The organism is Fimbriimonas sp. LA-C6, assembly GCF_055398105.1.
Map to the genome: position 1 here is coordinate 2,017,162 of NZ_AP038796.1, position 22,993 is coordinate 2,040,154.

Genomic DNA, 22,993 nt, shown 5'->3' on the forward strand with positions numbered 1-22,993 from the left:
TTTGGCTTTAACGGGCAAATTCCTCACCTAGTGAAATGTGCAACAATGCACTCCATTTGAAGCAAGGAGTAAGATCAGACCCTACTGTGCAAGAAGAGAATTTAGCGATACTCGTCGGCTCCAAAGGCCGTGGATCTAACATGCAAGCACTCGTGGAAGCATGCAAATCCGGAAAGGTCCCGGCAAAGCCCTACGTGGTGGTCTCCCCCAAAGAAAAGACCCAAGCCACCGAGTGGGCAGAGGCAGCCGGGGTTCGCGTGGAGGTTGTCTCAGCAGGCGAAACCTATACGTATGAACTGTTGAAAGCGCTAGAAGGCGCCACAGTGGTCTGCCTCGCCGGCTTCATGCGACTCCTCCCAAACGAAGTGCTTCAGAAATTCCCTAATCGCGTACTCAATATCCATCCGAGCCTACTCCCAAAGTTTGGAGGACACGGCATGTACGGGATGAAAGTTCACGAAGCAGTCGTGGAAGCCAGAGCCACAGAATCAGGCTGCACAGTTCACTATGTCAATGAGCGCTACGATGAAGGCGAAATTCTGATGCAGTCGCATTGTCCTGTCCATCCAGATGACACTCCCGCTATACTGGCTGAACGCGTTCTTGCCCTGGAGCACCAAACCTATCCCGAGGCTCTGAGGAGACTCATTCTTGGTCAAACTACCTGAAGCACAAACACATCCACCCTTTCGTCGCTACGTGGTGTTGCCACTGGTCCGCGGGATCAGTTGGCTGTTTTTTGTAGTCTTTGGCCCATACCGCGTCCGCGGCGCCTACCGTGTTCCAAAACAAGGAGGCGTCCTAATCTTAGCCAACCATCTGGCAGACGTGGATCCACCGTTCGTGCAACTAGGATGCTCACGAGCCATCCACTTCATGGCCAAAAGCGAACTCTTCGAGATGAAGCTCCTTGGACCAATCCTTCGCCTCGTAGGCGCGTTCCCCGTCAAACGCGGCGAACCTGATCGCGCCGCCCTCAAGTTCGCCGCAACTCTTCTCAAAGCAGGCGACCCCGTCTGCATCTTCCCCGAAGGTCAGCTCAGCGAAACCGGAGAGCTGCAAGAGATCAAACCCGGAGTTGCCCTCATCATACGCATGACAGACGCCCCAGTTATCTGCCTCGGGCTCAAACACACCGACAAGATCATGCCGTATGGCTCCCTCTTCCCCCGCCCCTGCTTCAGAACAATCGAAGCAGTATGGGGAGAGCCACGAAGCTTCACGAAAGATGTTCCCGCCGAAGAAATCCTGGCGTGGATCGAAGGGCAACTGCGCGAACTAAGTGAGTAAACACCAAACAAAAAAAGGGAGCTGCCATGAGCAACTCCCTCTTCTTATTAGCCGGGTCCCTTACTGTCTCGGGTGGACATTGAGCTGGTTCAGATCTTCAATCGGTCCGGTTTCCTTCGAAGGAGTTCTCGGTAGACCAGCTGCCTCCTGAGTTTCCCAACTTGGAACGTGCTCGTGGGAGCGCATGCCGTAGTCACCAAACATGATGAACATCAGGAAGAACCAAACAAATCCGACAATAGCCCACATCTTAGTGAGTTGAGTCTGATACTTAACACCCATGAAGATGGACACGACAAGCGTGGCCTTTACGCAGGCGATGATCAGCGCAACGGTCTGATTGACGACTGTTCCCGACAAGGGTCCCATCGCTGGCAAGTTGAACTGAGCAACCCAAACAGTGAGAGCCATGAGAACACCCAACGCGGCAAGCGTCGCCAGGTAGGTTCTTGTAGGAACAATATGGTGCGAGTGCGATGAACTTGACATGGCTTTAGTGGGGTTTCGGCATTAGGTAGAACAGTGGGAACAAGAAAATCCACACCAGGTCGACGAAGTGCCAGTAAAGGCCAACCATCTCCGTAGGAACATAGTCGTTAACCACGCTCTTAGCTTTCTTGTACCACAGCACCATCAGTGCACCGAGGACACCCACACCGCAGATGATGTGGAACGCATGGAGCCCGGTCATGCCGAAGTACAGACCGTAAAACAGCTGAGCATGATTGAGGTTCGCGTGGTGAAGAACCGCTGCATCCTGCGTGAAGTTCACACCGGGATACAACTTATCATCAATCTTGGGCGCGTACTCAAAGATGAGCTTGATCACCACAAACGCGAGACCACAGGCTGCCGTCATCGCAAGATAAGAGATGACGTGCCATCGCTTCTTAAGCTGAGCCGATTGAACGGCCATCACCATCGTGAAGGAGCTGATCAACAGAATCGTCGTGTTGAGAGCGCCCACCCCAACGCTGAGGTGCTCGTGAGCCAGATAGAAGTCTTCCTGATAGTTCCATCGGTACAGCGTGTACGTCATGAACAGAGCTCCGAAGAACATCACCTCGGTAACGAGGAACGTCCACATGCCAACGAGGTAAGACTCGTTCTGCTGCTCGATATCCTCGAACTGATGATGCAGCGGCGAATCTGGATCGTGCTCGTGTCCGTGATCGGGTGCGTGAGAAATAGCTGACATTCTTAGTTACACTCCCTTCCCAGCTAGGTCTGCCATGATCTGCTCGTGCTCGGCCACCGGGTCAAAGTCGTAGACTTCGTCGGTGACGATCGGAGTCTGTTCGAAGTTGAGCGTTGGAGGAGGCGAACTAGTGTTCCACTCGAGACCGTGTGCATCCCATGGGTTATCCGAAGCCTTAGGACCCTTGAAGAGGGAGTAAGTCAGATAGCACAGAGGCAGGAAGAACGAAAGCGCCAAGACGGATGCTCCAAGAGTAGACAGGATGTGATAAGCCTGGAACTCGGGTGCAAAGTAGTAGTAGTGGTATCGGCGTGGCATACCCAACCAACCCACAATGAATTGAGGGAAGAACGTGAGGTTGAAGCCGATGAAGACCAACAGAGCATTGACCTTCGCGATGCCCTGACCATACATGCGGCCAGTCATCTTAGGCCACCAGTAGTGCAGAGCTCCCAAGAAGCCAGTGAGCGCACCACCCACCATCACATAGTGGAAGTGAGCCACAACGAAGTAAGTTGCTGTAAGGTGAACGTCTGTACCAATCGAAGCAAGGAACAGACCAGTCAGACCACCAATGGTGAACAGTCCCATGAAGCCCAGTGCGTAAAGCATCGGGGTATCAAATCGAATGTTGCCCTTGTAAAGCGTTGCAGTCCAGTTAAAGATCTTGATCGCAGAAGGAACAGCAACCAAGAAGCTGATCAGCGAGAACACCACGCCTTCATACATCGATTGACTCGAGATGAACATGTGGTGGCCCCATACAAGGAAGCCCAGTCCCGCAATAGCCAACGTAGAGAACGCGATGAAGTGGTATCCAAAGATTCTCTTCCGTGCGAAGTTCGCGATCAGTTCAGACTGAACGCCGAACGCTGGCAAGATCATGATGTAAACAGCAGGGTGGCTGTAGAACCAGAACAAGTGTTGGAAGAGAACTGGGTCTCCACCAAGCTCAGGCGAGAAGATCGGAAGCTTGAAGGCTCGCTCAAACACAACCAGCAAAAGCGTGATCGCAACAACCGGTGTACCAAGAACCACGATGACGCTCGTCGCGTACATTGCCCAGATAAACAAAGGCAAGCGGAACCACGTCATACCCGGCGCACGCATCTTGTGGATGGTGACGATGAAGTTCATCGCCGTGGTGATCGAGCTAAATCCTGCCAGGAAGATACTCACAATAACCAAAGTGACTTGGCTATTGGAATACATGCTGGAGTAAGGCGTATAGAACGTCCAACCGGTGTCTACACCGCCACCCAACAGACCCATGATAAGAAGGATGCCAGCCGCGTTGAAGATGTACCAGCTACCCAGGTTAAGCCTGGGGAAGGCAAGATCGCGGGCTCCTATCATCAGGGGCACAAAGAAGTTCCCGAACACAGCAGGTATCGCTGCAACCAGGAAGTAGAAAATCATGATGATGCCGTGTGCCGAGAAGACCTTGTTATAGGTCTCAGACTCCAACACGACACCCGATGGGCTGGTCAACTCATAGCGGATGAGACCCGCTGCAATTGATCCGAGGAAAAAGAAGAACGACGTGGAGAACAGATAGAGAATTGCAATTCTCTTGTGGTCCCCAGTCAAAAGCCACGAACTAATCGTATGAGATACGTTTAGATAGTTAGGCTTTTCCTCGTGCAGTTGCTCATCTGCCGACGTACCGATGCCGATGGCGCTCATTACTCGTTCCTTCCTTCAGCCGCGATTGCCCCCACGGCAGGGTTCTTCTTTCGAATAGTTGGGGTCGCATCCGGATCCTCAGTATTGGTCCGCAATGCACCGACTGCGAGATTATTTCGGTTGTCGCTACTGCTGCTGCGATTCACAGCCTCTCGGCGGCTCATGGTTCCTGTTGGTACAGGAGCCGTCTCCGAACCCATGCTCTTGATGTAAGCCACCAAGCTAATCAGGTCCTCTTCCGTCAACTGCCCCTGTGGCTGAAGCACATCCGAGGTCTGGATAGGATAGACAGGCATTGTCTCCCCGTAACCAATAGTCAGCTTGTTGTAAGGCCGAACAATCGACTCTCGAATATAGGCTTCATCAGCGGTCTGAGCAGGAGCATTGGAAAACTGTCGCTTCTTACCAAACAGTCCGATGAGTGATGGACCGCGTGGCGAATCCTGAGCTCCGTGGCAGTTATTACAACCAATCTTGTTGAACAACTTCTGTCCCGACTGCTCTACGGTCATTGGCGAGGCAGAGTTTCCACCATTGGCAAGCCAAGCAGCGTACTCGGCAGGCTCCATGGCCACTACCTTTCCACCCATCTCAGAGTGCTGGGTTCCGCAGTACATGTTGCAGAACAAGTGATATTCGCCTGCCTTAGTAGCAGTGAACCAAAGCCCTGTATATCGACCAGGCACAACGTGCATCTGAACACGGAACGCTGGGATATACATGGCGTGCAGAACGTCCTGCGAAATCATGGTCAACTTGACTGGCTTACCAACCGGAACGTGAATCGTGTTGTTCTCACGCACTCCGTTCTGGTGCATGGAGTGCCACATCCACTGCTTGCCAATCACAAAGATCTCTTCAGCATTCTTAGGTGGCGTGCGCATCGAGATAAACAGGTGCGCACCCCAATAGAAAATAAACAGGCCGAGTATGGCTGGAATGATCGTCCAGCTCAACTCAAGTCTGAGGTCTTCGTAAATCGGGCGCGAGCGGTCTGCCTTCGATCCATGACGGTATCGGATCGAGAAGTAGATGACTGCACCAGCAACGATAAGCGTGAAGAATGCCGTGAGCGCACAAAGCGTGTAAAACAACGCATCGTGCTCTGCAGCAAAGTTTGATGCTGAGGGTGGTGCAAGCGGGAAGTTGAAAGCGTTCATGGATCCGATTTCGGCTAGGCGCCGGTAGGCTGTCCTCCTTGGCCAAGCGTGTTCTTCTTACTGTTAATCGACATGCGAATGATGGAGAAAGCTAAGATGAGGAGCGTCAGTACGCCTGCAGCACGAACGATGTTCATCACTACAAACCGAATCTTGCCCGTGGCAGGATCCAACATGATGCACCCAAACATAAAGCTCTGATCAGCTTTGATACCGATCTCATTCTTCGTGGCGATCTGTAAACTGTCTTCGATCAATTTAGTAGGGATGGAGTTTCCAATCGTGTAGGAACTGATGCGTCCATCCGGAGTCAAAATGATCGAGCAGGTCGGGTGCCTCACGAGGTCCTTCTCTGCGTTGTAGTAGTAGCGGAATCCAAGAGAATCCGTTACCTTTCGAATATCTTCAAGATTGCCCGTAAGCAAGTGCCAATTCTGCTCGGTCTGTTTACGAAAATCAGAAGAGGCGTTTGCCGGTAGATAGGCAGCCATGATGAGAGACTTCTTGTTCCGAGCAAGCTCAGGAGTCTCTTTCGGGTTAATACCGAGCATCACGACATCCAGATCCTTACCAACCACCAACTGATGACTCTTACTCGAAGTCGCCTTCGCAAGGGTCTTGATCAACTGATCGGTAATGAGCGCACAGCCGGTTTGGCATCGAAAGAAGATGGGCAGGACAACCACGGGTCGCTTCCCGATGTAGTCGCCAAATTTGACCGTCTTGCCGGTCTCGTCTTTGAAAGGAACATCCTTCTCAACAAGACCACCAAGCTTCTGGTCAATACCCATCTGCTCAGTCAAAACGGAGGATTTGGATTGAGCAAACACCTTCCCCGTCCCGCCCAGCATGCTGAGCGCGATTGCGGCCACAAGAGCCATGTTTCGGTTGAAATTGCGTTGCTTCATCTGATTCCTCCTAAAATTTGCCTGTCTGTTACCGAACTGGAGCCGTCTCGCCTGGTGCGAGAGCGTTCTGTCGAATCGTGTTTCCTACCGTCTTGGCCGGCACTTCACTCGTCGGCTCTGGATAGCCACTCGTGATGTACTCGCTCATCGCGCGGTCAATCGGGATACGCAGGAACTGCTTATCCGTCGTGACATAGCTGGGTGCGCCCTTGAGAACCTTCTCCTCGTGCCGGCGCATATCCATAATGTCCGTCTTCGTCGTGATGTTGGACTGAGGCAACGGATACTGAGAAGGAACTGGCTTCCGCGCATCTCGATTAAAGTTGGGTGACAACTTACCGAAAGCGAAATACCAGACCAGCACTCCACCAAAACAGACGACAGCGAAAACGAAGAACCAGACAGTCGCCCTGGCAATTGCCGGAGCATTCACATCACGGATCTCATAACCCATGTCGACCAACGGATCTTCCTTCGGGTGATTAGTGTGCATTCTTCAACAGCTCCTGAAGTCGCAAATCGTATTTCACGAGGAGTGGCGATTTCCTGATCACGCTAGCAAACACGCCAAGCCAAATTCCGCCCACTGCAAGGAATGCTACGAGATCAAGCCAGATGTTCTCACCAGGTGATCTTCCCTTGCCGGTAGACCCCTGAAGTGCTGGCACAACCAGGATGTAAACATCCACGATGTGAACCATAAAGATCCAGCCAGCAATCTGGCGAAGCAGATTCGGATAACGCTTCACACGTGGTGAAAGCAGTGTCATCCAGGGCACCAAGAACTGGCCAACAATAGTGACCATTCCGATAGCGTTCCAACCCATGTGGCTTCGTTTAATGAAGTACTGAGTCGTTTCTGGAATGTTGCCGTTCCAAATAATGAGGTACTGCGAGATCGACGTGTACGCCCACAACATGGTGATACAGAACAACATGTTGCCAATGTCTTTCGTCAAGCTAGGCGAAACAACGGTGTTGTATGGAGCGCGCTTCGCGTTCACACACAGAACAGCTGCCGAGAAGGACAGTGCTCCAAGAGCCGATCCAACTACGAGCCAAACACCATACATGGTGGAGTACCAGTGAGGCTCAAGAGACATCACCCAGTCCAGTGCTGCAAAGGTGGCGCTGATGAAGAACCAGACCAACCCAGCAGCTCCCCAAGAGCTTCGTCGAATCTCAAGATTAAGATCACCATTGGCATCCTGCTTCTTGGAAGACTTCGAGAGTCCGTAAGCCAAGAGAGCCCAAGTGCCAAAGAAGATCGCAAATCGAACGGTCCAGAACCCTACGTTCAAGTAAGGCGCCTTGTGCTGAAGAATGTGATCTTCCGCAACCAGCTTAGGATTAGCCCACTCGTAAACCGCAGCAGGAGCCACCACGAGCGGCAGGAAAAGACCTGCCATCGTCAAGAGGCTCTGCCAACCGCCACCCGATTCGAAAATGCGAAGAAGTGGCAACGTCCACTTACTTCGGAGAGTGTGGTGGAGAACACTCAAACCAAACATGCCGAGGGTGATGGAGAACCAGAAAACCCAGCCAAAAATCCAAGACCCGGCCATGATCTCTCGTGACTCTGGCTTAAGTGCAACCGCCGCGCTTATAACAAGGAAAATCAGTCCCACGCCAAAGGCGAGAGGTCCCAGCTTTCCAAGCTGTACCTGATGCTGTTCAGTGCCCAGCGTCAAATCGTCGTGATGTTCAGTGGTCGTTTCGCTCATTTGTTAGCTTGCCCACCGTTAGTTTGTGGAGCGTCCGCCTGCTTCAGATCCTCAGGAGAGGCCTTGGCTGCGGGGTAGTGCTGACTAATCTGGAGCGCCCGGATATAAGCGACAATCGCCCATCGATCCTTTGGCTCCACACGAGAAGCATAGGAGTACATAGCTCCATAGCCGTTGGTGATAACGTCGTAAAAATGGCCGACGGGCATGTTGCGGAGTCGGTCTGTGTGGTAGTTCCCCACTGGCCGCTTCAACTGGAAGCCGCGCTGAGCAATCATGCCCTTACCGTCTCCCAACTGTCCGTGACAAGGCGTGCAGTAGATGTCAAACCGCTCCTGACCGCGCTTCAGAACGTCCTTCGTGACCTCAACCGGAATCTTGGTGAGCCACTTACCGTTCGATCGGCCAGTGAAGAAACCGTCATCCTCTCGAAGATGATCCTTGGCAATGGTGCCTGGCATCAAAGGTCGAGACAAGGCTCCATCCTGGAACAAGCCTTCGCTCGCATCCAGCGGCTCAGCCTTAGGCTGTCTCCACATGTCGGTATGGCAACCCGCGAGGGCCATAGCCAACAAAGGCAAGGCGGCAACGTTTCGAAGATTAAATCTCATGGTTCCACCTCACAAACAGCGAGCGGCTTCAGGGTCTCCAAGAACTCTTTCGTCTTAGAGCCGTCGTACTGAGCATCCTTAGACTCAATAGCAAGGAAGAACCGATCCTGCGAAGCTCGATCAAACCCAGGGGTATTGAAGATCGAGTGGTAAGGCTTCGGCAACCCGTTCAGAGCCAACATTCCGAACACCGCGCCAAAGGCAGAGAACAGAATCGTGCACTCATAAGAAACCGGGATGAAAGCTGGCAGCGAGTTCAGCGGACGACCACCCACGTTCAGCGGATAGTCAATGACCGACGTGTACCACTGCAAGGTGTAACCCGTGAAGCACCCAATCAGACCGCAGCAGATCACGATCCAGGGCACCTTCGTGTCCTTAAATCCAATCGCCTCGCTCAAACCGTGAATAGGGAACGGTGAATAGGCATCCATCTTTCGGTAGCCCGCACGACGCGCTTTGTCGGCGGCTTCGATCAGCATTTCAGCGCTGTCGAACTCCGCCACCATTGCGTAGGGGCCTTCCTCTTGAACGGGTCCGTGACTCATCGACCATTCACCTCAAATACATTTCGCAGGTTCATTGTTATTCAGCACCCCCAGATGTAGCACCCGCTGTCTGAGGAGCAGGCTCTGGAGTTCCACCGCCAATCTTGTACAGAAGATCCTTGATCTCGAACATGTTGATGATGGGAAGGAATCGGACGAACAGACACATCAGGAAGATGAAGAACCCGATGGTGCCAAGGAACATCGCAACGTCCCAGAAGGTTGGGTAGTACATCTTGTTGCTCGATGGCAGGTAGTTCGCCGTGAGCGACATGGGGATGATAACGAATCGCTCCAACCACATACCGACACTAACGATCTGTGAAACACCCATGAGCCACCACATGTTGCGGCGAGCCTTGTGCCACCAGAAGATCTGAGGAGCAACACCGTTACAGAAGATCAGTCCCCAATACAGCCACATGTAAGGGCCAGTAAATCGGCGGTTGATCAAAAGATCGAACTCTTGAGTGTTACCGCTATACCAAGAGAAGAAGATCTCAAGGATGTAGCCATAGAAAACGATCATGCCCGTCGCCAGGGTGATCTTTGCCATCCAGTCAAGGTGGCGATCCGTAACCAAGTGCTCCAGCTTGTACCACTTTCGGATCGGAATCAAGAAGGTCATAACCATCGCGAATCCGGCGAAAACAGCACCCGCAACAAAGTAAGGCGGGAAGACCGTCACGTTCCAACCAGGAACCTGGGAGACAGCAAAGTCGAAGGAGACGATACTGTGTACGGAAAGAACCAGCGGAGTCGAAAGACCAGCAAGCAGAACATAAGCCTGCTCATATCGGTGCCAGTGCTCGTTACTTCCGCGCCATCCCAAAGAGGTGATGGCAAAAGCGACCTTTCCAAACTTGTTCGTCGACTTATCTCGAAGGGTTGCAAAGTCTGGAACCAGACCGATGAACCAGAAGAGAAGAGAAACCGTGAAGTAGGTTGAAACCGCAAAAACGTCCCACATAAGCGGCGACCGGAACTGAGGCCAGACCGCCATGATGTTGGGATAAGGGAACAACCAGAACAAAGCGACCCAAGGCCGACCCGTGTGGAGCAGCGGATAAAGACCCGCACACATAACCGCAAAGATCGTCATCGCTTCCGCAAAGCGGTTGATCGAGTTTCTCCATTGCTGTTGAAGCAGAAGAAGAATCGCCGAAATCAGCGTTCCAGCGTGACCGATACCGATCCACCAGACGAAGTTAACAATGTCACAGGCCCAAGCGACCGGAACGTTGTTACCCCAGATGCCAACACCCTGGTAAAGCAGCCAGCCAATGGAGGTGACAAGCAGAATCGCTCCCAGGAAGCCCATTGCGAAGAACGCAAACCAGGCCTTGGTGTGGCGTCGCTGATTCAGGATGAGCGAACCTACAGACTCGTCAATCGACGCGTAGGTTTGACCACCCGTAATCAGCTCAACATTTAAAGGTTTCAATTTCGCCATGGCTAAGCTTTGATCTCCGGATTAGGGTTGCGGAGCTTTGCAAGGTGAGAGGTGCGCGGTCGAGTCTGGAGCTCTTCCAGCAGCAAGTAGCTGCGTGGGTCCTTTCTCAACGCACTGACCTTCGATTCTTTATCTCGAACGTCTCCAAAAACGATGGTGCCAGTCGGACATGCCTGCTGGCATGCAGTGACAATGTCTCCGTCCTTCAACTCGCGACCGGCCTTCTTAGACTCGATGCGTGCATCGTTAATGCGCTGAACGCAGTACGTGCACTTCTCCATGATTCCTCGACCTCGAACGGTAACGTCCGGGTTGTTCATCATCTTAAGAAGCTCAAGTCCGTTCTTTCGAGGCTGGTGGATCGGACCAGGAACAACCTTGGTCTCCACAACCGTCTCGCTGAAGTTCGGCTGGTTGTCGCTGTAGTTAAGGTAGTTAAATCGTCGAACCTTGTAAGGGCAGTTGTTGGAGCAGTATCGAGTTCCAACACAGCGGTTGTAAACCATCTGGTTCAGACCCTCATGGCTGTGGACCGTCGCAGCAACTGGGCAGACCGGCTCACAAGGAGCCTTCTCGCAGTGCACGCACATGATCGGCTGCCAAGTAGCCTGTGGGTTCGCATCGTCGCCCTTGTAATAGCGGTCGATTCGAAGCCAGTGCATCTCGCGGTGCCGCAGAACCTGAACCTTACCAACAACCGAGATGTTATTCTCAGCTTGGCAAGCCGTCACACAAGCGTTACATCCAATACAGGTGTTGAGGTCAATGGTCATTCCCCATTGAGGTCCGTCGTATTCAAAGATCTCTTCTGGGAATAGGTTCTGGTCTTCCACCCACTTGCTGTCAGGAGCAAACGATGGGATAAGAGCCTTAGGACCATCCTTCAAGAAGTCGGCAAGGCTCGCTTCTCGAATAATGTCGCGCTCGTCAACAATCCGCTCACTGTTAAGTGGCGAGTGGCCTTGAGTCGTCGCGATCTCAGCCTCACCACCAATCTTCGTAACGGTCAAACCGCCAGCGAAGTCAGGTGCACTGCTTCGTCGGAAAATGTAGCCGTTGAATCCGCCACCGTCGCGACCCTGAACTGTAGCCACCGAACCACCAGCGGTTCGGCCATAGCCAAGGTGAACAGTAACCGACTCATCAGGGTGTCCAGGCTGCAAGAACACAGGAGCCGTAATCGACTCGCCGCCCAGTTCAATCCGAACCAGCTCGTCGTTCACAACGTTCAGCTTCTGAGCGTACTTCGGACTCACCATGATCACGTTGTCCCACGTGAGCTTGCTGATCGGCTTCGGAAGCTCCTGAAGCCAGCCGTTGTTCGCATACCGACCGTCGTAGATCGTCGCATCCGCGCGGAGCATCAACTCAACACCCGAACTCTTAGGAGCAGCCGGCAAAGCCGCAAGGTTCAGCGGAGGATTGACCACGGGCAGCGCACTACCCTTGACCACACCACCATGAACCGATCGTCGCCACTCCAATTCGAAGTCAGCGCCCATACCCCGACCCTTCCAGTAGTTCCGGACCAGATCGTAGCTAGAAACAGACTTGCCAAGAAGATCCGCAACAATCTCAATCTCCGACTTGCTATCAAAGATCGGCGCGATCAGCGGCTGAAGGATCGTGACCGTTCCATCGTGACCCCGAGCATCACCCCAAGCCTCAAGCGAGTGGCTCAGAGGGAGATACCAGTTAGCCAAGGCGCTGGTCTCATCTTCATAAAGACCGGCAACAACCTTAAGCTTCGCCTTCTCCATCGCAGCAGCAAACTTGTAGTCCACTGGCGCGCTGTAAACCGGATTCGATCCCAGCACGAGAAGCAGGTCAACCTTATTCCCGTTGAGATCATCAACAAGCGACTTAAGATCTTTGGTCTTCCCACCAGCTGTCGCATCCACAGGCGCCGTATAAGTCACGGTCTTGCCAATGTTGCCAAGCTTCTGGTTGATCGCATGAGCCAGCGCATGAACCGCTGGAGGCTGATGCTGACCAGCGATAACAATGCTAGAACCAGCGTTCGCCTGAAGATCTTTCACGATCTCGTTCAAGTGAGGAACGTTTCCACCACTCGCACCAGCAACTCCGAGAGCCGCAGCAAGAGCCTCGGCAATTCCTCGAACCTCGCTAGCCTTCACCACAAATCGGTGATCAGCCATGATGCCCACCAAACTTGGCGTGCTATCAAAAGCGTACAGTCGGTTCATCACACCAGACTTACCCTTCACCTTTCGGCCAGCAGCAAAATCGCGTGCATATCGAAGACTGCCAGGTCCTTCAGTAGAACTCAGGAAGTCGCTGTCAAGCGAGAGAACAACCTTGGCGTCCTTGAAGTTGTAAACCGTCTCAAAAGCGTTGCCGTAAGCCAGTCGAGCGCCCTCATAAGCGTTGTCTCGCCCAATCGGCTCATATGCGTGCCACTGAGCAGCCGGATACTTCGCCAGCAACTGGCTCATCAACGACTGAAGCGTTGGCGACGTGACGGCACCGGTCAGAATTCTGACTCCAGCCCCGCCCTTCGCCTGCTGAGCAGACATCACCTTGGCAATCGCCTCAGAATACGTAGCCCAGTTAACAACGTCGCCCGTTAAAGTGGGTGCAACGCCGCGCTCTGGATCGTACAGCGCAAGAATCTGAGCCTGAGTGATCGCATCCGAAGCACCTAGGGAAGATGGGTGCTCGGGGTTACCCTCAATCTTTATGGGCCGCCCTTCATGCTGCTCAACCAAAACACCCGTCGCATATCCTGCGTGGACGATGGCCGACGCATAGTACAGCGCTTCGCCAGGAACCAACTCCTCAGGCTGTCGCACGTACGGAACGACTTTGTCTTCTGGCAAGAAAACACCACGGCAACCTGAGAGTCCAGCAAGCGCCAAAGAGGCACCCATGAACTTCAGCAGATCACGTCGGTTTATCTGCAGTAACGTGGAACGATTCGGGAACTCGTCATCCAGGAACGTCTGGAACTGGGGCGTATCCGCCACCTCTTCCAGCGTGCGCCAGTAAGCCTGGCCTCCCTTTCCGGCCAGCTTTTCCCTTATCGCCGCGATGTCTAATCGCGACTCTTGCTTAGCTTCTTGAACTTCCATCAACGCTTAATCCGCAATCCTTTTTCGGCAAATTAGTGGTGACACACCGAGCAGTCTGCCAACTGCGCCACTTTAACGCCGTACTCGTTGACGAGCGTCTTTCCTTCCTTCACGTCTTCGGGCTTATCCGAACCCTGATACTCCCCGTAGACCAATTCCTGTTCTCGAGGACTCAAACCCTTAATTCCTTTCTGCTGAAGCTTCCAATACAAGTTGAAAACTCGCTGGGACGGCTTCAGACCCGCGTCTTCCTTCTCAGAGAACAAATATCGCTCTGGAGCGCGGTGACACTGCAAGCACCAAGCCATCTGGAAGGAATTTCCTTTCCAAGTAATGTGCATGTTGTTCACAGCACCATGGCAAGTGTTGCAGTTGATTCCTCGATTGATATGAATCGAGTGATTGAAGAACACGAACTGAGGGACCTTGTTCACGAGGTTCCACTTAATGGGCGTGTTCGTCTCATAGCTCTGCCGAATTGGCTCAAGCAGAGGCGAGTTCGTCCAAATCTGAGAGTGGCAACTCATACAGGTCTCAGTAGCTGGCAAACCTGCATAAGAAGACTTCTCAACACTTGTGTGGCAGTACCGACAGTCAATTCCGAGTTCCCACGTGTGGTGTTGGTGAGAAAAGGGAACCGGCTGGTTCTTCGGGACGTTTACTTTAGTGTTAGCGGACGACCGCGACAAGGCCGCAAAGCTCAAAATGAGAGTGAGCGGTACAGTTGCAACTCCGAGGAGAGCAACCTTTGCGACTGTATTAGCACTTGGCTTAAATATCTGTGCCATCTAGCATAGCTCCGAACGTTTCAAAACCGAAAATGCAAAACAATCAGCAAATATGCTGAGTGCTTGCGCTGAATAGGATACCGAGGCTCCGCCCAACTTTGCTGGCTCAATTACGCCCATGCCATCACCACCGCACGATCAATCGCCAGCATGAGGAACAAAATTGCCAGGTAGAGCATCGAATAATGGAACAGCCCGCTCGCACGAGGCCGGTCCACTTGCTTATAAAGCCGAGCACAATAGTGCAACAGCAAAACGTTAAGAACAACCGCCGTTCCTGCATATATCCACCCAACTTTAGGCAGAAGAAACGGAATCAGAGTCACCACGGCTGTAATCACGCCATAGATCGCAATCTGAATCACGGTGTTTCGCTCACCCTTCACAACCGGCAACATGGGAACACCAGCCGCAGCGTAATCATCTTTTAACAAAAGTGCCAAAGCCCAAAAATGAACGGGCGTCCACACAAAAATGATCGCGAAGAGATAAAGAGCTAACGGAGGAAGATCGTTGGTGACCGCAGCCCAACCAACCAGCGGAGGAAAAGCACCCGCCGCACCGCCAATCACGATGTTGTGCCATGTGCGCCTCTTCAGAAGCATGGTGTACACCACCACATAGAACACAAGACCGCTAAACGCCATCACAGCGCTCAAAAGGTTCGCCACCGACCACAACAACCCAAAGGAGATCGCAGTGAGCGCAAACGCAAACGTGAGGGCATGGACGCTGGAAATCGATTGAGTGACCGTAGGCCGAGAAGCCGTGCGCTTCATCGCAAGGTCAATATCGCGGTCAATCACCATGTTAATGGTGTTCGCAGCACCCGCAGCCATATAGCCGCCAATCGCCACCGCAGTGAACAACCATAAACCTGGCCAGTCACCCCGAGCAGCAATCATGGAAGTCAAAGTCGTGAAAAGCAGGAGCGAAATCACGCGCGGCTTCGTCAGCGCGATATAAGCCTTGATAAGATCCCGCGTCGTCATCGGCCCAACATGGTCGGCCTCTTCTGGAGCTGGGCGAGACTCAACTCGCTCAATCCCATCAGACAAACACACCACCGTCAAAACCACAAGCGAAACCCAGTTGATGTCTGCAAAGGACAAATGCAGCATCTGCATGGCAATCGGCGCCTTCACCCAAATGTTCAGCGCACCAATCGCAAGCTGCACACCATAAAGGCCAACCACCCACTTCCCTGCCGTTTTCACCATCGGATCTGGACGGAGGTGCTGAAGCAAGCCAGCCGCCAAAACCAGGTAAAGACCAATCGAAACCGCAATCAAAGGATGCCAAGGCTGCAACCGCACCATCCAGTGAGTCGCCGGGTTCAAAGCCGCCTTCAAAACATCCGTCGTCGGCTTCAACTGATGACCCAGCGCAGAAATGGATCCGCTGATGCCAAGCATCACCATGCCAAATCCGGCCATCGCCAGAATCCAGCCAACCGTCCCTTGCCCCTTAAAGTTCAGCTTCCGCATCCCCGCACCAGCCAAGGCCGTCACAGAAATGGAGCCGAGCAACAGGAACGTGCTCACCACATGGAAAGCCATCACACCCGCACGAACCGCAGAATCGTTGTCCGTAACAAGCTTAAACTTCACAAGGACGGCACCGACCAGCCCCTCGAAGATGATCATGCCCATGCTGACTACAGAAGCCTTGCGAGCAAGATGACCCTTAGGGAAAACGCGGAACGCCCAAACGAGCATGATCAAACCGAGCAAGCCGATCAGACCCGTTGAAATTCGGTGAGACGCCTCAACAATGCGAGAAACAGGACCCATCAGCGGAGTCGAGTCTCCATCGCACAAAGGCCAGTGACTGCCGCAGCCATCACCAGACTTGGAAGCCCTTACAAAAACACCCCAAGCAACTGCTGCCAAATTGTAAAGCAGCACCGCCCATACGTATTTTGCAAAAGCATTCTGTCGCATAGTCGCTCTCTCAGTCGAACCTAAGAATCACCCCATACGCCGCATTTCTCAGCAGATTTCGCAGAGGGTCGAAGGTCCCATTCATGATTAAACCCAACGTGATGCGGTGAATTGAACTCTTTTCTCAACTTTCAGAAAAAATTAAAACTTCAATCATTACCGTCATTTCTGACAAATGAGTTCTGAATGATCGGAGACTTTTGAGTTCGACGCAATGCCATCACACCGTACTTTTAACAGATGCCGCGCACGAACGCTACCCCTCGAACCTAAAAACCACAATTTCAGCGAAGTTGCACAGCAAATATACGGATGAAGTATTCAAGTTTAAATACCCAAACTTATACACTTCAGAGAGACATAGGACTTCTTGCGGTTTATTCGATTAGTTAACGTTTTGCAGCTCAGACTTTAACGTATTCAGCCAATCGATGCTCTCCGGATCCACCCCGTTCAGGCGTGCAAGGTACATCGACACAAAGTCGCCAAACGCAGCAAGGCTCAACATTTTCTCAAGCAGACTCTCGCCACTCGCCAACACATCCACAAAAGTGGCCTTCTCACCAATCAGCTCGCGGGTCACCCGCAAACGGGTTTTCATCTTCAAACTCTCGGATCCATCTTGAAGAACAACCGCAGTGAACTTGCCATCAGCCGTCACCCAACCCATGATCTCGTTGTGACAAAGCTCCGGGAAGCTATTCGCAAAGGCCAAACACTTCGCGTTCTCGTTCATCTGGCATCGCCATCGGTTAGCCAGCAACCCCTGCCAACTCCCTAAACCATAAATAACGCTCGGCCCGCCATGCATCTGCATCGCGAGCTCTTTCGCCGACCGATCAGATCCACCCACGCTCAACTCGTTCACCCGCTGCTGAACCAGGTCAAACGCCTTGCTCAATGGCTGCTCTGGAATCAAGCCAAGAGTCTCGCAAGCCACCAAGACCGGCACCATCATGTAACCTAGCGCCGTCCGCGGAGGCTGACCACCAGGAACCAAGATCACCGGAAAACCGTCGGCCACTGCAAGCTCCTGCAACCGCCCGCCACTGGTCACCACCACAATAGCCGCACCCGCCGCCTTGGCATCGGCGTACGCGCTAAGAGTCTCCTCGGTATCCCCCGAGTAGCTGGCGCAGAACACCAAAGAATCTGCGCCGACAAATTTGGGCAAATGGTAGTCGCGGTTCACCAGGAACGGCATCGTGGCCTGCTCCTCAAAGATCGCGCGAACAAAGTCGCCCCCTGAAGCCGATCCTCCCATGCCCGTCAGCACAACCAAAGTCGGCTTCTTAGCCAGGGGATGCAACACGGCCGCACGAGCTAAGGCCATCGCCTCGCGGCACTGCTTCGGAAACTCTTCGGTTAACCGAAGCATCTCGTGCGGATCGAGCGCCATCATTGACGCCCGATCATTCAGATTGATAGACATGAAGTCCTCCGTTACTTACCGAGTCGTGCGTACAGCAGGCTTTCCATGCCGTGAACACGAACCATACCTGTCATCAGACTTTGCTCCAGCGTATCGGTGTCGTCGAAGCTAGCCGCGGCTTCGCTGTAAAGCGCATTCACGCTCTCGCGGCCGGTGACCTGAAGTCCACCCTTGAATAGACGAAGGCGAACCTTTCCGGAAACTCGTTTCTGAATAGAACCTGTGAAAGCAGTGAGGTCTTCCATAAACGGATCCCACCAAAGCCCCTCATAAGCCATTCGCGCCCACTGCTGATCCACCAAAGCCTTAAAGCTTCGCTCGCGGTTGGTCGTAACCAACGCTTCCAATGCCTTGTGAGCGGCAATCAACAAAGTGGCGCCTGGGCACTCATAGTTCTCGCGCACCTTCAGACCGATCATTCGATCCTCCATGATGTCGATGCGTCCAACGCCGTGCCGACCAGAAATCTCGTTGGCCGACTTAATGATGTCCAGCGCAGACTTAGAGCTGTAACCCTTGATGTCCACTGGGTTGCCGTTCTCAAAAGTGATCTCCACTTCTTCAGGCTCGTTAGGAGCATCTACCAAAGATCGAGTCCACTCAAAGATCTCTTCAGGAGGAGCAAACCCTGGCTCTTCAAGGCGACCACCTTCAATGGATCGACCCCAAACGTTCTCGTCAATAGACCAAATCTTGGCCTTGCTCTGCCCAATCGGCGCACCCACCTTCTCCGCATACTCAATCTCCCAAGTTCGAGTCAGGTTTCGCTCTCGAACAGGAGCAAGGATGGGGATCTCAGGAGCAAACATGCGCAGTCCAAACTCAATCCGGAACTGGTCATTACCCTTACCGGTGCATCCATGAACAAACGCATCCACCCCTCCCACGCGATGAGCCGCCTCAGCAGCCTCCTTCGCAATCAGAGGTCGAGCGATGGCAGTGGAAAGTGGATAACCAAAGTAGTCCGCATTAAAGTGAATCGCCGGCATGCAGTAGTCGCTGGCGAACTTCTCCTTCACATCCGCAACATGATGCTCAGTCCCAAGCGTACGAGCCCGCTCAGCGGCTGTCTGAATATCGGCGCTGGGCTGTCCAACGTCAACAGTCACGGTCACAATCTGGTCAAATCCTGCTTCGCGCATAAGCGGGATACACACCGTCGTGTCCAATCCGCCTGAGTAAATGATGAGGGCTTTTTTCATCTCCACCCTGATTCTGACACCTTAGGCGCTGACGGGGTGTTTTGAAGGACCGAAAGGTATGGATTTAGCGCGTTCGTGGCAAGCCACAAGCGAAACCGCCCGTACAAATACAAGAACTCAGATCGTCGCCAACTACACCAGAAGATAATTCCTCATCCACTTTTGGATGCAACTACTGAACGCATTGCCGTAATCGCCTCCCCCCAAGCCCCGAATGGGGCGCTCCGTGAGAGCGAAGGGCAAGCGAATGCGCCGCCCTGGTACACGGCGCGCTCGACTAGCCCAAGTCCTGTAAGGACGCTCTTTCTAGACTTCAGCCCCGAATGGGGCGCTCCGTGCGAGCGAAGGGCAAGCGAACGCGCCGCCCTGGTACACGGCACGCCCGACTAGCCCAAGTCCTGTAAGGACGCTCTTAGTCCCACAGGAACCTCTCATCAAACGCCATCCCATGCTCTCGTAAGAGGGCGCGGTACTCCTCCTGAAAAGATGTCTTGCGGTGGTGCTCCCTTTGGCGGCGGATGTAGTCCGTCACGAGGGGGATGTGGGACTCGGAGACTCCGAACGCCCCGTAACCGGCCTGCCAAGAAAACCCATCGAACTCCTTCCCTTGGGTCTTGATCCATTTGGACGATGCCTGCTTCACCTCCTTCGCCACGTCACTCATCGAAACCGTGCGTCCCAACTCGAACAGGATGTGAATGTGATCCTCCACCGAATTCATCTCAAGCCCGGGTGACTTCAAATACTGAAGCGTCCCAGTGATCTGGACATGCAACGGATCGCGAACCAGATCCGTGAGGAACGGCATGCGCTCCTTCGTGCTGAAAATGAGATGGACAGGGAGTCTGGCAAGCGATTGAGGCATGTTTCAGAACGTCCTTACAGGACTGAGAGGAACCGGGTTGCAACCTACCAGGGCGGCGCATCCGCTTGCCCTTCGCTCGCACGGAGCGCCCCATTCGGGGCTAACCGATCCTGGATATAGAAACAACCAACAACCCGACAAAGAGGCACCTCCGAACCTAGGGGGGACGAGCAAATGCTCTTCGGGTGCCTTGACACCACCCACCCGGAGAAACGAAACCCTTGAGTCCCTACTGATGAACTGCCTCAATGACCGATACGCATGACCATTCACACCAATCACAAAACCTGTGATACGATAGTCACAACGCGTTGTTGGCATCCTACATAGGGGGGTCCACATGCCGTTGTAGACCCGATGCGATGAACAGCCCGACCGGAATCCGACTTTTAACGCTGACTTGTTTGGTCGTGACCGCTCTGGTTGGCGCAGCTCAATTTCAACGCAACCCAAGCACCTCGCCTCTCGTGGCCACTCCCTCGGGTATTCCCCTTGGCCAAATTTCGGAGGGCATGGTAGCAACCCGGACGGTTTCGGTGAAGAATGTGAGCAGTTCGCCAGTGGTCGCAACCAACATCGTGAGTTCCTGCGGTTGTACAACTACAGAAGACCTAGGCACCCTGCAACCCGGTGAGACCAAGCGTTTGACCATCACCTTCAACTCGATTCATCAACCAGGGAGCATCTCGAAGATGGTAGAAATCACACCACAAGGTGCTCATTTCCGTCCGGTCGTCATTAGGCTTTCCGGGAAGGTAATCTCCTCTTTCAAGTCCGATCCGCCTGCGCTGGAGATGGGTACGGTGGCCGACCCAAGTTCAAAAGCGGTAACGTTCAGTGTATCGAGAGTAGACGGCAAACCACTTCGTGTTGCTTCCACCGATGGCCCGAAAGGATTCACTTTCACACGGTCGAAATCCTCAGATACAGAGGCACGAATCACCTGTAGATTTCCAAATGTCATACCTCCAGGGGACTACAGCGAACAACTTACGGTGAGCGATAGTGACCCCAGTACAGCGCCTTTCCATGTGCCTCTCAGGTTCAAGATCCCCGAGCAATTTGCTGTTTTGCCCAAAGAAGCAAACTTTGGCGTCGTCAACAGCGCGACATCAAAAGAGATCCGAACCACGATCACAGGACCCGACATCCAAAACCTCACTTTGATGTCGTTCCCTCAATCTTTCTCCGCCCAACTGACGAAGGTTGGAAACAACGCCCAACTGATGATTCGCTACGCGGGGTCCATTGCCAAAGGCCATTACTTGTCCGACAGAGTCGTCCTAAAAACCCAAAATCCCAAGCAACCACTCATCACGATTCCGATTTACATCGCTGCTTCCTGAAGAGTCCACCCATGTTCAAATACGCTCTTTGCATCCTTATCGCGCTCAACGTTATCGGCCTGGGTTACTACTTCGCAACCCGTAATAGACAGACCCAATCGGTGGAGATGACAAGAGACCGGCGCATCGAACTCAACTCGACCAAATTCACAGACTTTGTATCGAAAGAGGACTTCGTAAAGATCCGTAAGATCTCTGATCAAACCGAGAAATCGGGCGAGATTTCCAACGAGGATCTCGACTATCTCGTCGGTCTCATCACGCACCCATACCCAAGCTCAGTCAAGCCTGGATTTGTTCACTTTTCGGCTGCTGCTGCCTTTACAGCCGTTCGCACCTTCAAAGAAGGCCAGAAACAAAAGATGATGGATACCTGCCTCCCTCTCCTCACAAGCAAGGACAATTACGACCTGCGTGTTGGGCTTGCGGTGGAGGCGTATCTTAAGGACAACCGAGGCATCAAGTCCGCCATTCCCCTCGTGACCAGCCCCGACCAAAAAGTAAGCAGCCGCGCCAAAGCCTATCTCTCAGCAGTGGGTTACGCACAAACAACATCACTCTAACAACCGCCTTGCACTTCCATGCGGCGTTGCATCATGGAAGTGCATACCGAAGGACTTCATAGCTGATTTTTCGGAGGTCCTAGGTCTTTTGGATTAAGTAAGAGCCACAAGAACATTTACTTGTAGAATTCGCCATATCTGCCTCCGGAATTGACTATGAAACGTTTCCTTGTTCCCGTAGCTGCGCTTGCTGTTGTTTCTGTGTTTGCTCAGCAAACCACGCCCAACACACCTGAAGACTCTGTCAAGAAGTTTCTTGAGTGCTTTAATGCCAAGGACTTGAAAGGGTCGGGGGCTTATGTGGTTGGTGCTAAAAGTGGCACGGATTACAAAGTTGTTCTGGACAGGTTGGGCAAGACTTGGCCTACTCTGAAGTTGACGAAGTTTGAGGCGAAGGTTGATGGCTCATCGGCTCATGCTACGTACAGCATTGAAATTCTCGCACCTGCGAATCAGGGCGCTCCGACACAGAAGGTGGATAGCGAAGCTGATCTTAAGCTTGAAGGCAAGGTTTGGAAGATCGTGCCTACCAAACGGGGTGCTGGGAAATTTGACATCGTCGGCAACATTTCCGAGATTGTTGTCAATCCAGGCCTCCTATCGCCGACGTCGGAGGCAGCGCTTACAACTGTAAGCCTTTCCAACGTCAAACAGCTCGCTTTGGCTTGCCTCATGCTCGCTGGAGACAATGACGACGTACTGAAGATCGATCCATCAAACGCTCGAAAAGCACTTGCTCCGTATCTCAAGAACGACCAGCTCTGGTTCTATCCGGGCGACAAATCCGGAATCCCTGCCTACTGCTTTAACGCTAACCTTGCCAAAGCGGATATGACAAGGATCAAAGATTTCGCCAAAGTCGTCATGGTCTACCAAGGCTCTAAAGGCAAATTGAAGTTCATGAATGGCAAGGCAGCCGTTGGCTTTGCTGACGGCCACGCCAAGAACATCACTCCCGAGCAAGAAAAGACCCTGATCTGGAAGCCCTGAAAATTCCTAGCCACCGGTTATTTCCAGTGGCCTTTTCGAATTTTGCAGGTGTATGTTTTTTGAAATTTTTTGGTTTATTCAGTTTTCAAGGGGCTGAGTTGTTTCGGTCTCGTGTGTGATGATACGGAACAGGTTGCTATGGCGTAGGGCAAAGGGCTGATTTTGAACCTAGATTTCACGTTCTACCTGGGGCT

Annotated in this window: 22 protein-coding genes; 6 read left to right on the top strand and 16 right to left on the bottom strand. The window is 52.9% G+C overall.

The window, feature by feature from the left end; genetic code table 11:
* Positions 1-35: 35 nt before the first annotated feature.
* Together purN and ACZ51B_RS09340 are read left to right on the top strand one after the other, a co-directional pair.
* The gene (gene purN, locus ACZ51B_RS09335; protein ID WP_464296975.1) at positions 36-668 is read left to right on the top strand and encodes a phosphoribosylglycinamide formyltransferase; all 633 of its coding nucleotides are present in this window, start codon (positions 36-38) and stop codon (positions 666-668) included.
* A complete protein-coding gene (locus ACZ51B_RS09340) occupies positions 652-1,290 on the top strand; it encodes a lysophospholipid acyltransferase family protein (protein WP_464296976.1) in 639 nt (212 codons plus the stop codon). Before purN ends, ACZ51B_RS09340 begins: the two co-directional genes overlap by 17 nt.
* Positions 1,291-1,350: 60 nt before the next feature.
* Here ACZ51B_RS09340 and ACZ51B_RS09345 read toward each other — a convergent pair whose 3' ends face one another.
* From ACZ51B_RS09345 to ACZ51B_RS09415, 15 genes are all read right to left on the bottom strand, one after another.
* The gene (locus ACZ51B_RS09345) at positions 1,351-1,779 is read right to left on the bottom strand and encodes a cytochrome C oxidase subunit IV family protein (RefSeq protein WP_464296977.1); all 429 of its coding nucleotides are present in this window, start codon (positions 1,777-1,779) and stop codon (positions 1,351-1,353) included.
* 4 nt (positions 1,780-1,783) lie between these two features.
* Complete coding sequence (locus ACZ51B_RS09350; protein ID WP_464296978.1) at positions 1,784-2,488, bottom strand: cytochrome c oxidase subunit 3; 705 nt, start codon at positions 2,486-2,488, stop codon at positions 1,784-1,786.
* A gap of 6 nt (positions 2,489-2,494) precedes the next feature.
* The gene (locus tag ACZ51B_RS09355; protein ID WP_464296979.1) at positions 2,495-4,174 is read right to left on the bottom strand and encodes a cytochrome c oxidase subunit I; all 1,680 of its coding nucleotides are present in this window, start codon (positions 4,172-4,174) and stop codon (positions 2,495-2,497) included.
* On the bottom strand, positions 4,174-5,334 hold the full coding sequence (gene coxB / locus ACZ51B_RS09360) for a cytochrome c oxidase subunit II (protein WP_464296980.1): 1,161 nt from the start codon (positions 5,332-5,334) through the stop codon (positions 4,174-4,176). The genes ACZ51B_RS09355 and coxB overlap by 1 nt, the downstream gene beginning before the upstream one ends.
* A 14-nt stretch (positions 5,335-5,348) precedes the next feature.
* Positions 5,349-6,242: an SCO family protein gene (locus tag ACZ51B_RS09365; protein ID WP_464296981.1), complete on the bottom strand. Its 894-nt coding sequence runs from the start codon at positions 6,240-6,242 to the stop codon at positions 5,349-5,351.
* A 28-nt stretch (positions 6,243-6,270) separates the two neighbouring features.
* Complete coding sequence (locus tag ACZ51B_RS09370; protein WP_464296982.1) at positions 6,271-6,735, bottom strand: hypothetical protein; 465 nt, start codon at positions 6,733-6,735, stop codon at positions 6,271-6,273.
* Entirely contained in the window at positions 6,725-7,966 is a 1,242-nt protein-coding gene (locus ACZ51B_RS09375; RefSeq protein ID WP_464296983.1) for a hypothetical protein, read from the bottom strand. Before ACZ51B_RS09375 ends, ACZ51B_RS09370 begins: the two co-directional genes overlap by 11 nt.
* Complete coding sequence (locus ACZ51B_RS09380; protein WP_464296984.1) at positions 7,963-8,577, bottom strand: c-type cytochrome; 615 nt, start codon at positions 8,575-8,577, stop codon at positions 7,963-7,965. Before ACZ51B_RS09380 ends, ACZ51B_RS09375 begins: the two co-directional genes overlap by 4 nt.
* Complete coding sequence (locus ACZ51B_RS09385; RefSeq protein WP_464296985.1) at positions 8,574-9,125, bottom strand: DUF3341 domain-containing protein; 552 nt, start codon at positions 9,123-9,125, stop codon at positions 8,574-8,576. The genes ACZ51B_RS09380 and ACZ51B_RS09385 overlap by 4 nt, the downstream gene beginning before the upstream one ends.
* A gap of 37 nt (positions 9,126-9,162) precedes the next feature.
* Positions 9,163-10,578, bottom strand: coding sequence for an NrfD/PsrC family molybdoenzyme membrane anchor subunit (nrfD, locus tag ACZ51B_RS09390; protein ID WP_464296986.1), 1,416 nt, complete (start codon positions 10,576-10,578; stop codon positions 9,163-9,165).
* 2 nt (positions 10,579-10,580) lie between these two features.
* Entirely contained in the window at positions 10,581-13,670 is a 3,090-nt protein-coding gene (locus ACZ51B_RS09395; protein ID WP_464296987.1) for a TAT-variant-translocated molybdopterin oxidoreductase, read from the bottom strand.
* Positions 13,671-13,702: 32 nt separating this feature from the next.
* A complete protein-coding gene (locus tag ACZ51B_RS09400; protein ID WP_464296988.1) occupies positions 13,703-14,458 on the bottom strand; it encodes a cytochrome c3 family protein in 756 nt (251 codons plus the stop codon).
* Between the two features lie 110 nt (positions 14,459-14,568).
* On the bottom strand, positions 14,569-16,401 hold the full coding sequence (locus tag ACZ51B_RS09405; protein ID WP_464296989.1) for a heme o synthase: 1,833 nt from the start codon (positions 16,399-16,401) through the stop codon (positions 14,569-14,571).
* 385 nt (positions 16,402-16,786) lie between these two features.
* Positions 16,787-17,833 (bottom strand): bifunctional phosphoglucose/phosphomannose isomerase, encoded by a 1,047-nt coding sequence (locus ACZ51B_RS09410; protein ID WP_464296990.1) that lies wholly within the window; start codon positions 17,831-17,833, stop codon positions 16,787-16,789.
* Positions 17,834-17,844: 11 nt separating this feature from the next.
* On the bottom strand, positions 17,845-19,035 hold the full coding sequence (locus ACZ51B_RS09415) for an argininosuccinate synthase (RefSeq protein ID WP_464296991.1): 1,191 nt from the start codon (positions 19,033-19,035) through the stop codon (positions 17,845-17,847).
* A 75-nt stretch (positions 19,036-19,110) separates the two neighbouring features.
* Here ACZ51B_RS09415 and ACZ51B_RS09420 point away from each other — a divergent pair, with 75 nt between their 5' ends.
* Entirely contained in the window at positions 19,111-19,425 is a 315-nt protein-coding gene (locus ACZ51B_RS09420) for a hypothetical protein (protein WP_464296992.1), read from the top strand.
* 22 nt (positions 19,426-19,447) lie between these two features.
* Here the strand turns inward: ACZ51B_RS09420 and ACZ51B_RS09425 are convergent, their stop codons facing one another.
* Entirely contained in the window at positions 19,448-19,900 is a 453-nt protein-coding gene (locus tag ACZ51B_RS09425) for an IS200/IS605 family transposase (protein WP_464296993.1), read from the bottom strand.
* Between the two features lie 362 nt (positions 19,901-20,262).
* Here ACZ51B_RS09425 and ACZ51B_RS09430 point away from each other — a divergent pair, with 362 nt between their 5' ends.
* The 3 genes from ACZ51B_RS09430 (at position 20,263) to ACZ51B_RS09440 (ending at position 22,799) form a co-directional block, all read left to right on the top strand.
* Complete coding sequence (locus tag ACZ51B_RS09430; RefSeq protein ID WP_464296994.1) at positions 20,263-21,246, top strand: DUF1573 domain-containing protein; 984 nt, start codon at positions 20,263-20,265, stop codon at positions 21,244-21,246.
* 11 nt (positions 21,247-21,257) lie between these two features.
* The gene (locus ACZ51B_RS09435) at positions 21,258-21,809 is read left to right on the top strand and encodes a hypothetical protein (protein ID WP_464296995.1); all 552 of its coding nucleotides are present in this window, start codon (positions 21,258-21,260) and stop codon (positions 21,807-21,809) included.
* 156 nt (positions 21,810-21,965) lie between these two features.
* Positions 21,966-22,799, top strand: coding sequence for a hypothetical protein (locus ACZ51B_RS09440; protein WP_464296996.1), 834 nt, complete (start codon positions 21,966-21,968; stop codon positions 22,797-22,799).
* The last annotated feature ends 194 nt before the right edge of the window (positions 22,800-22,993 follow it).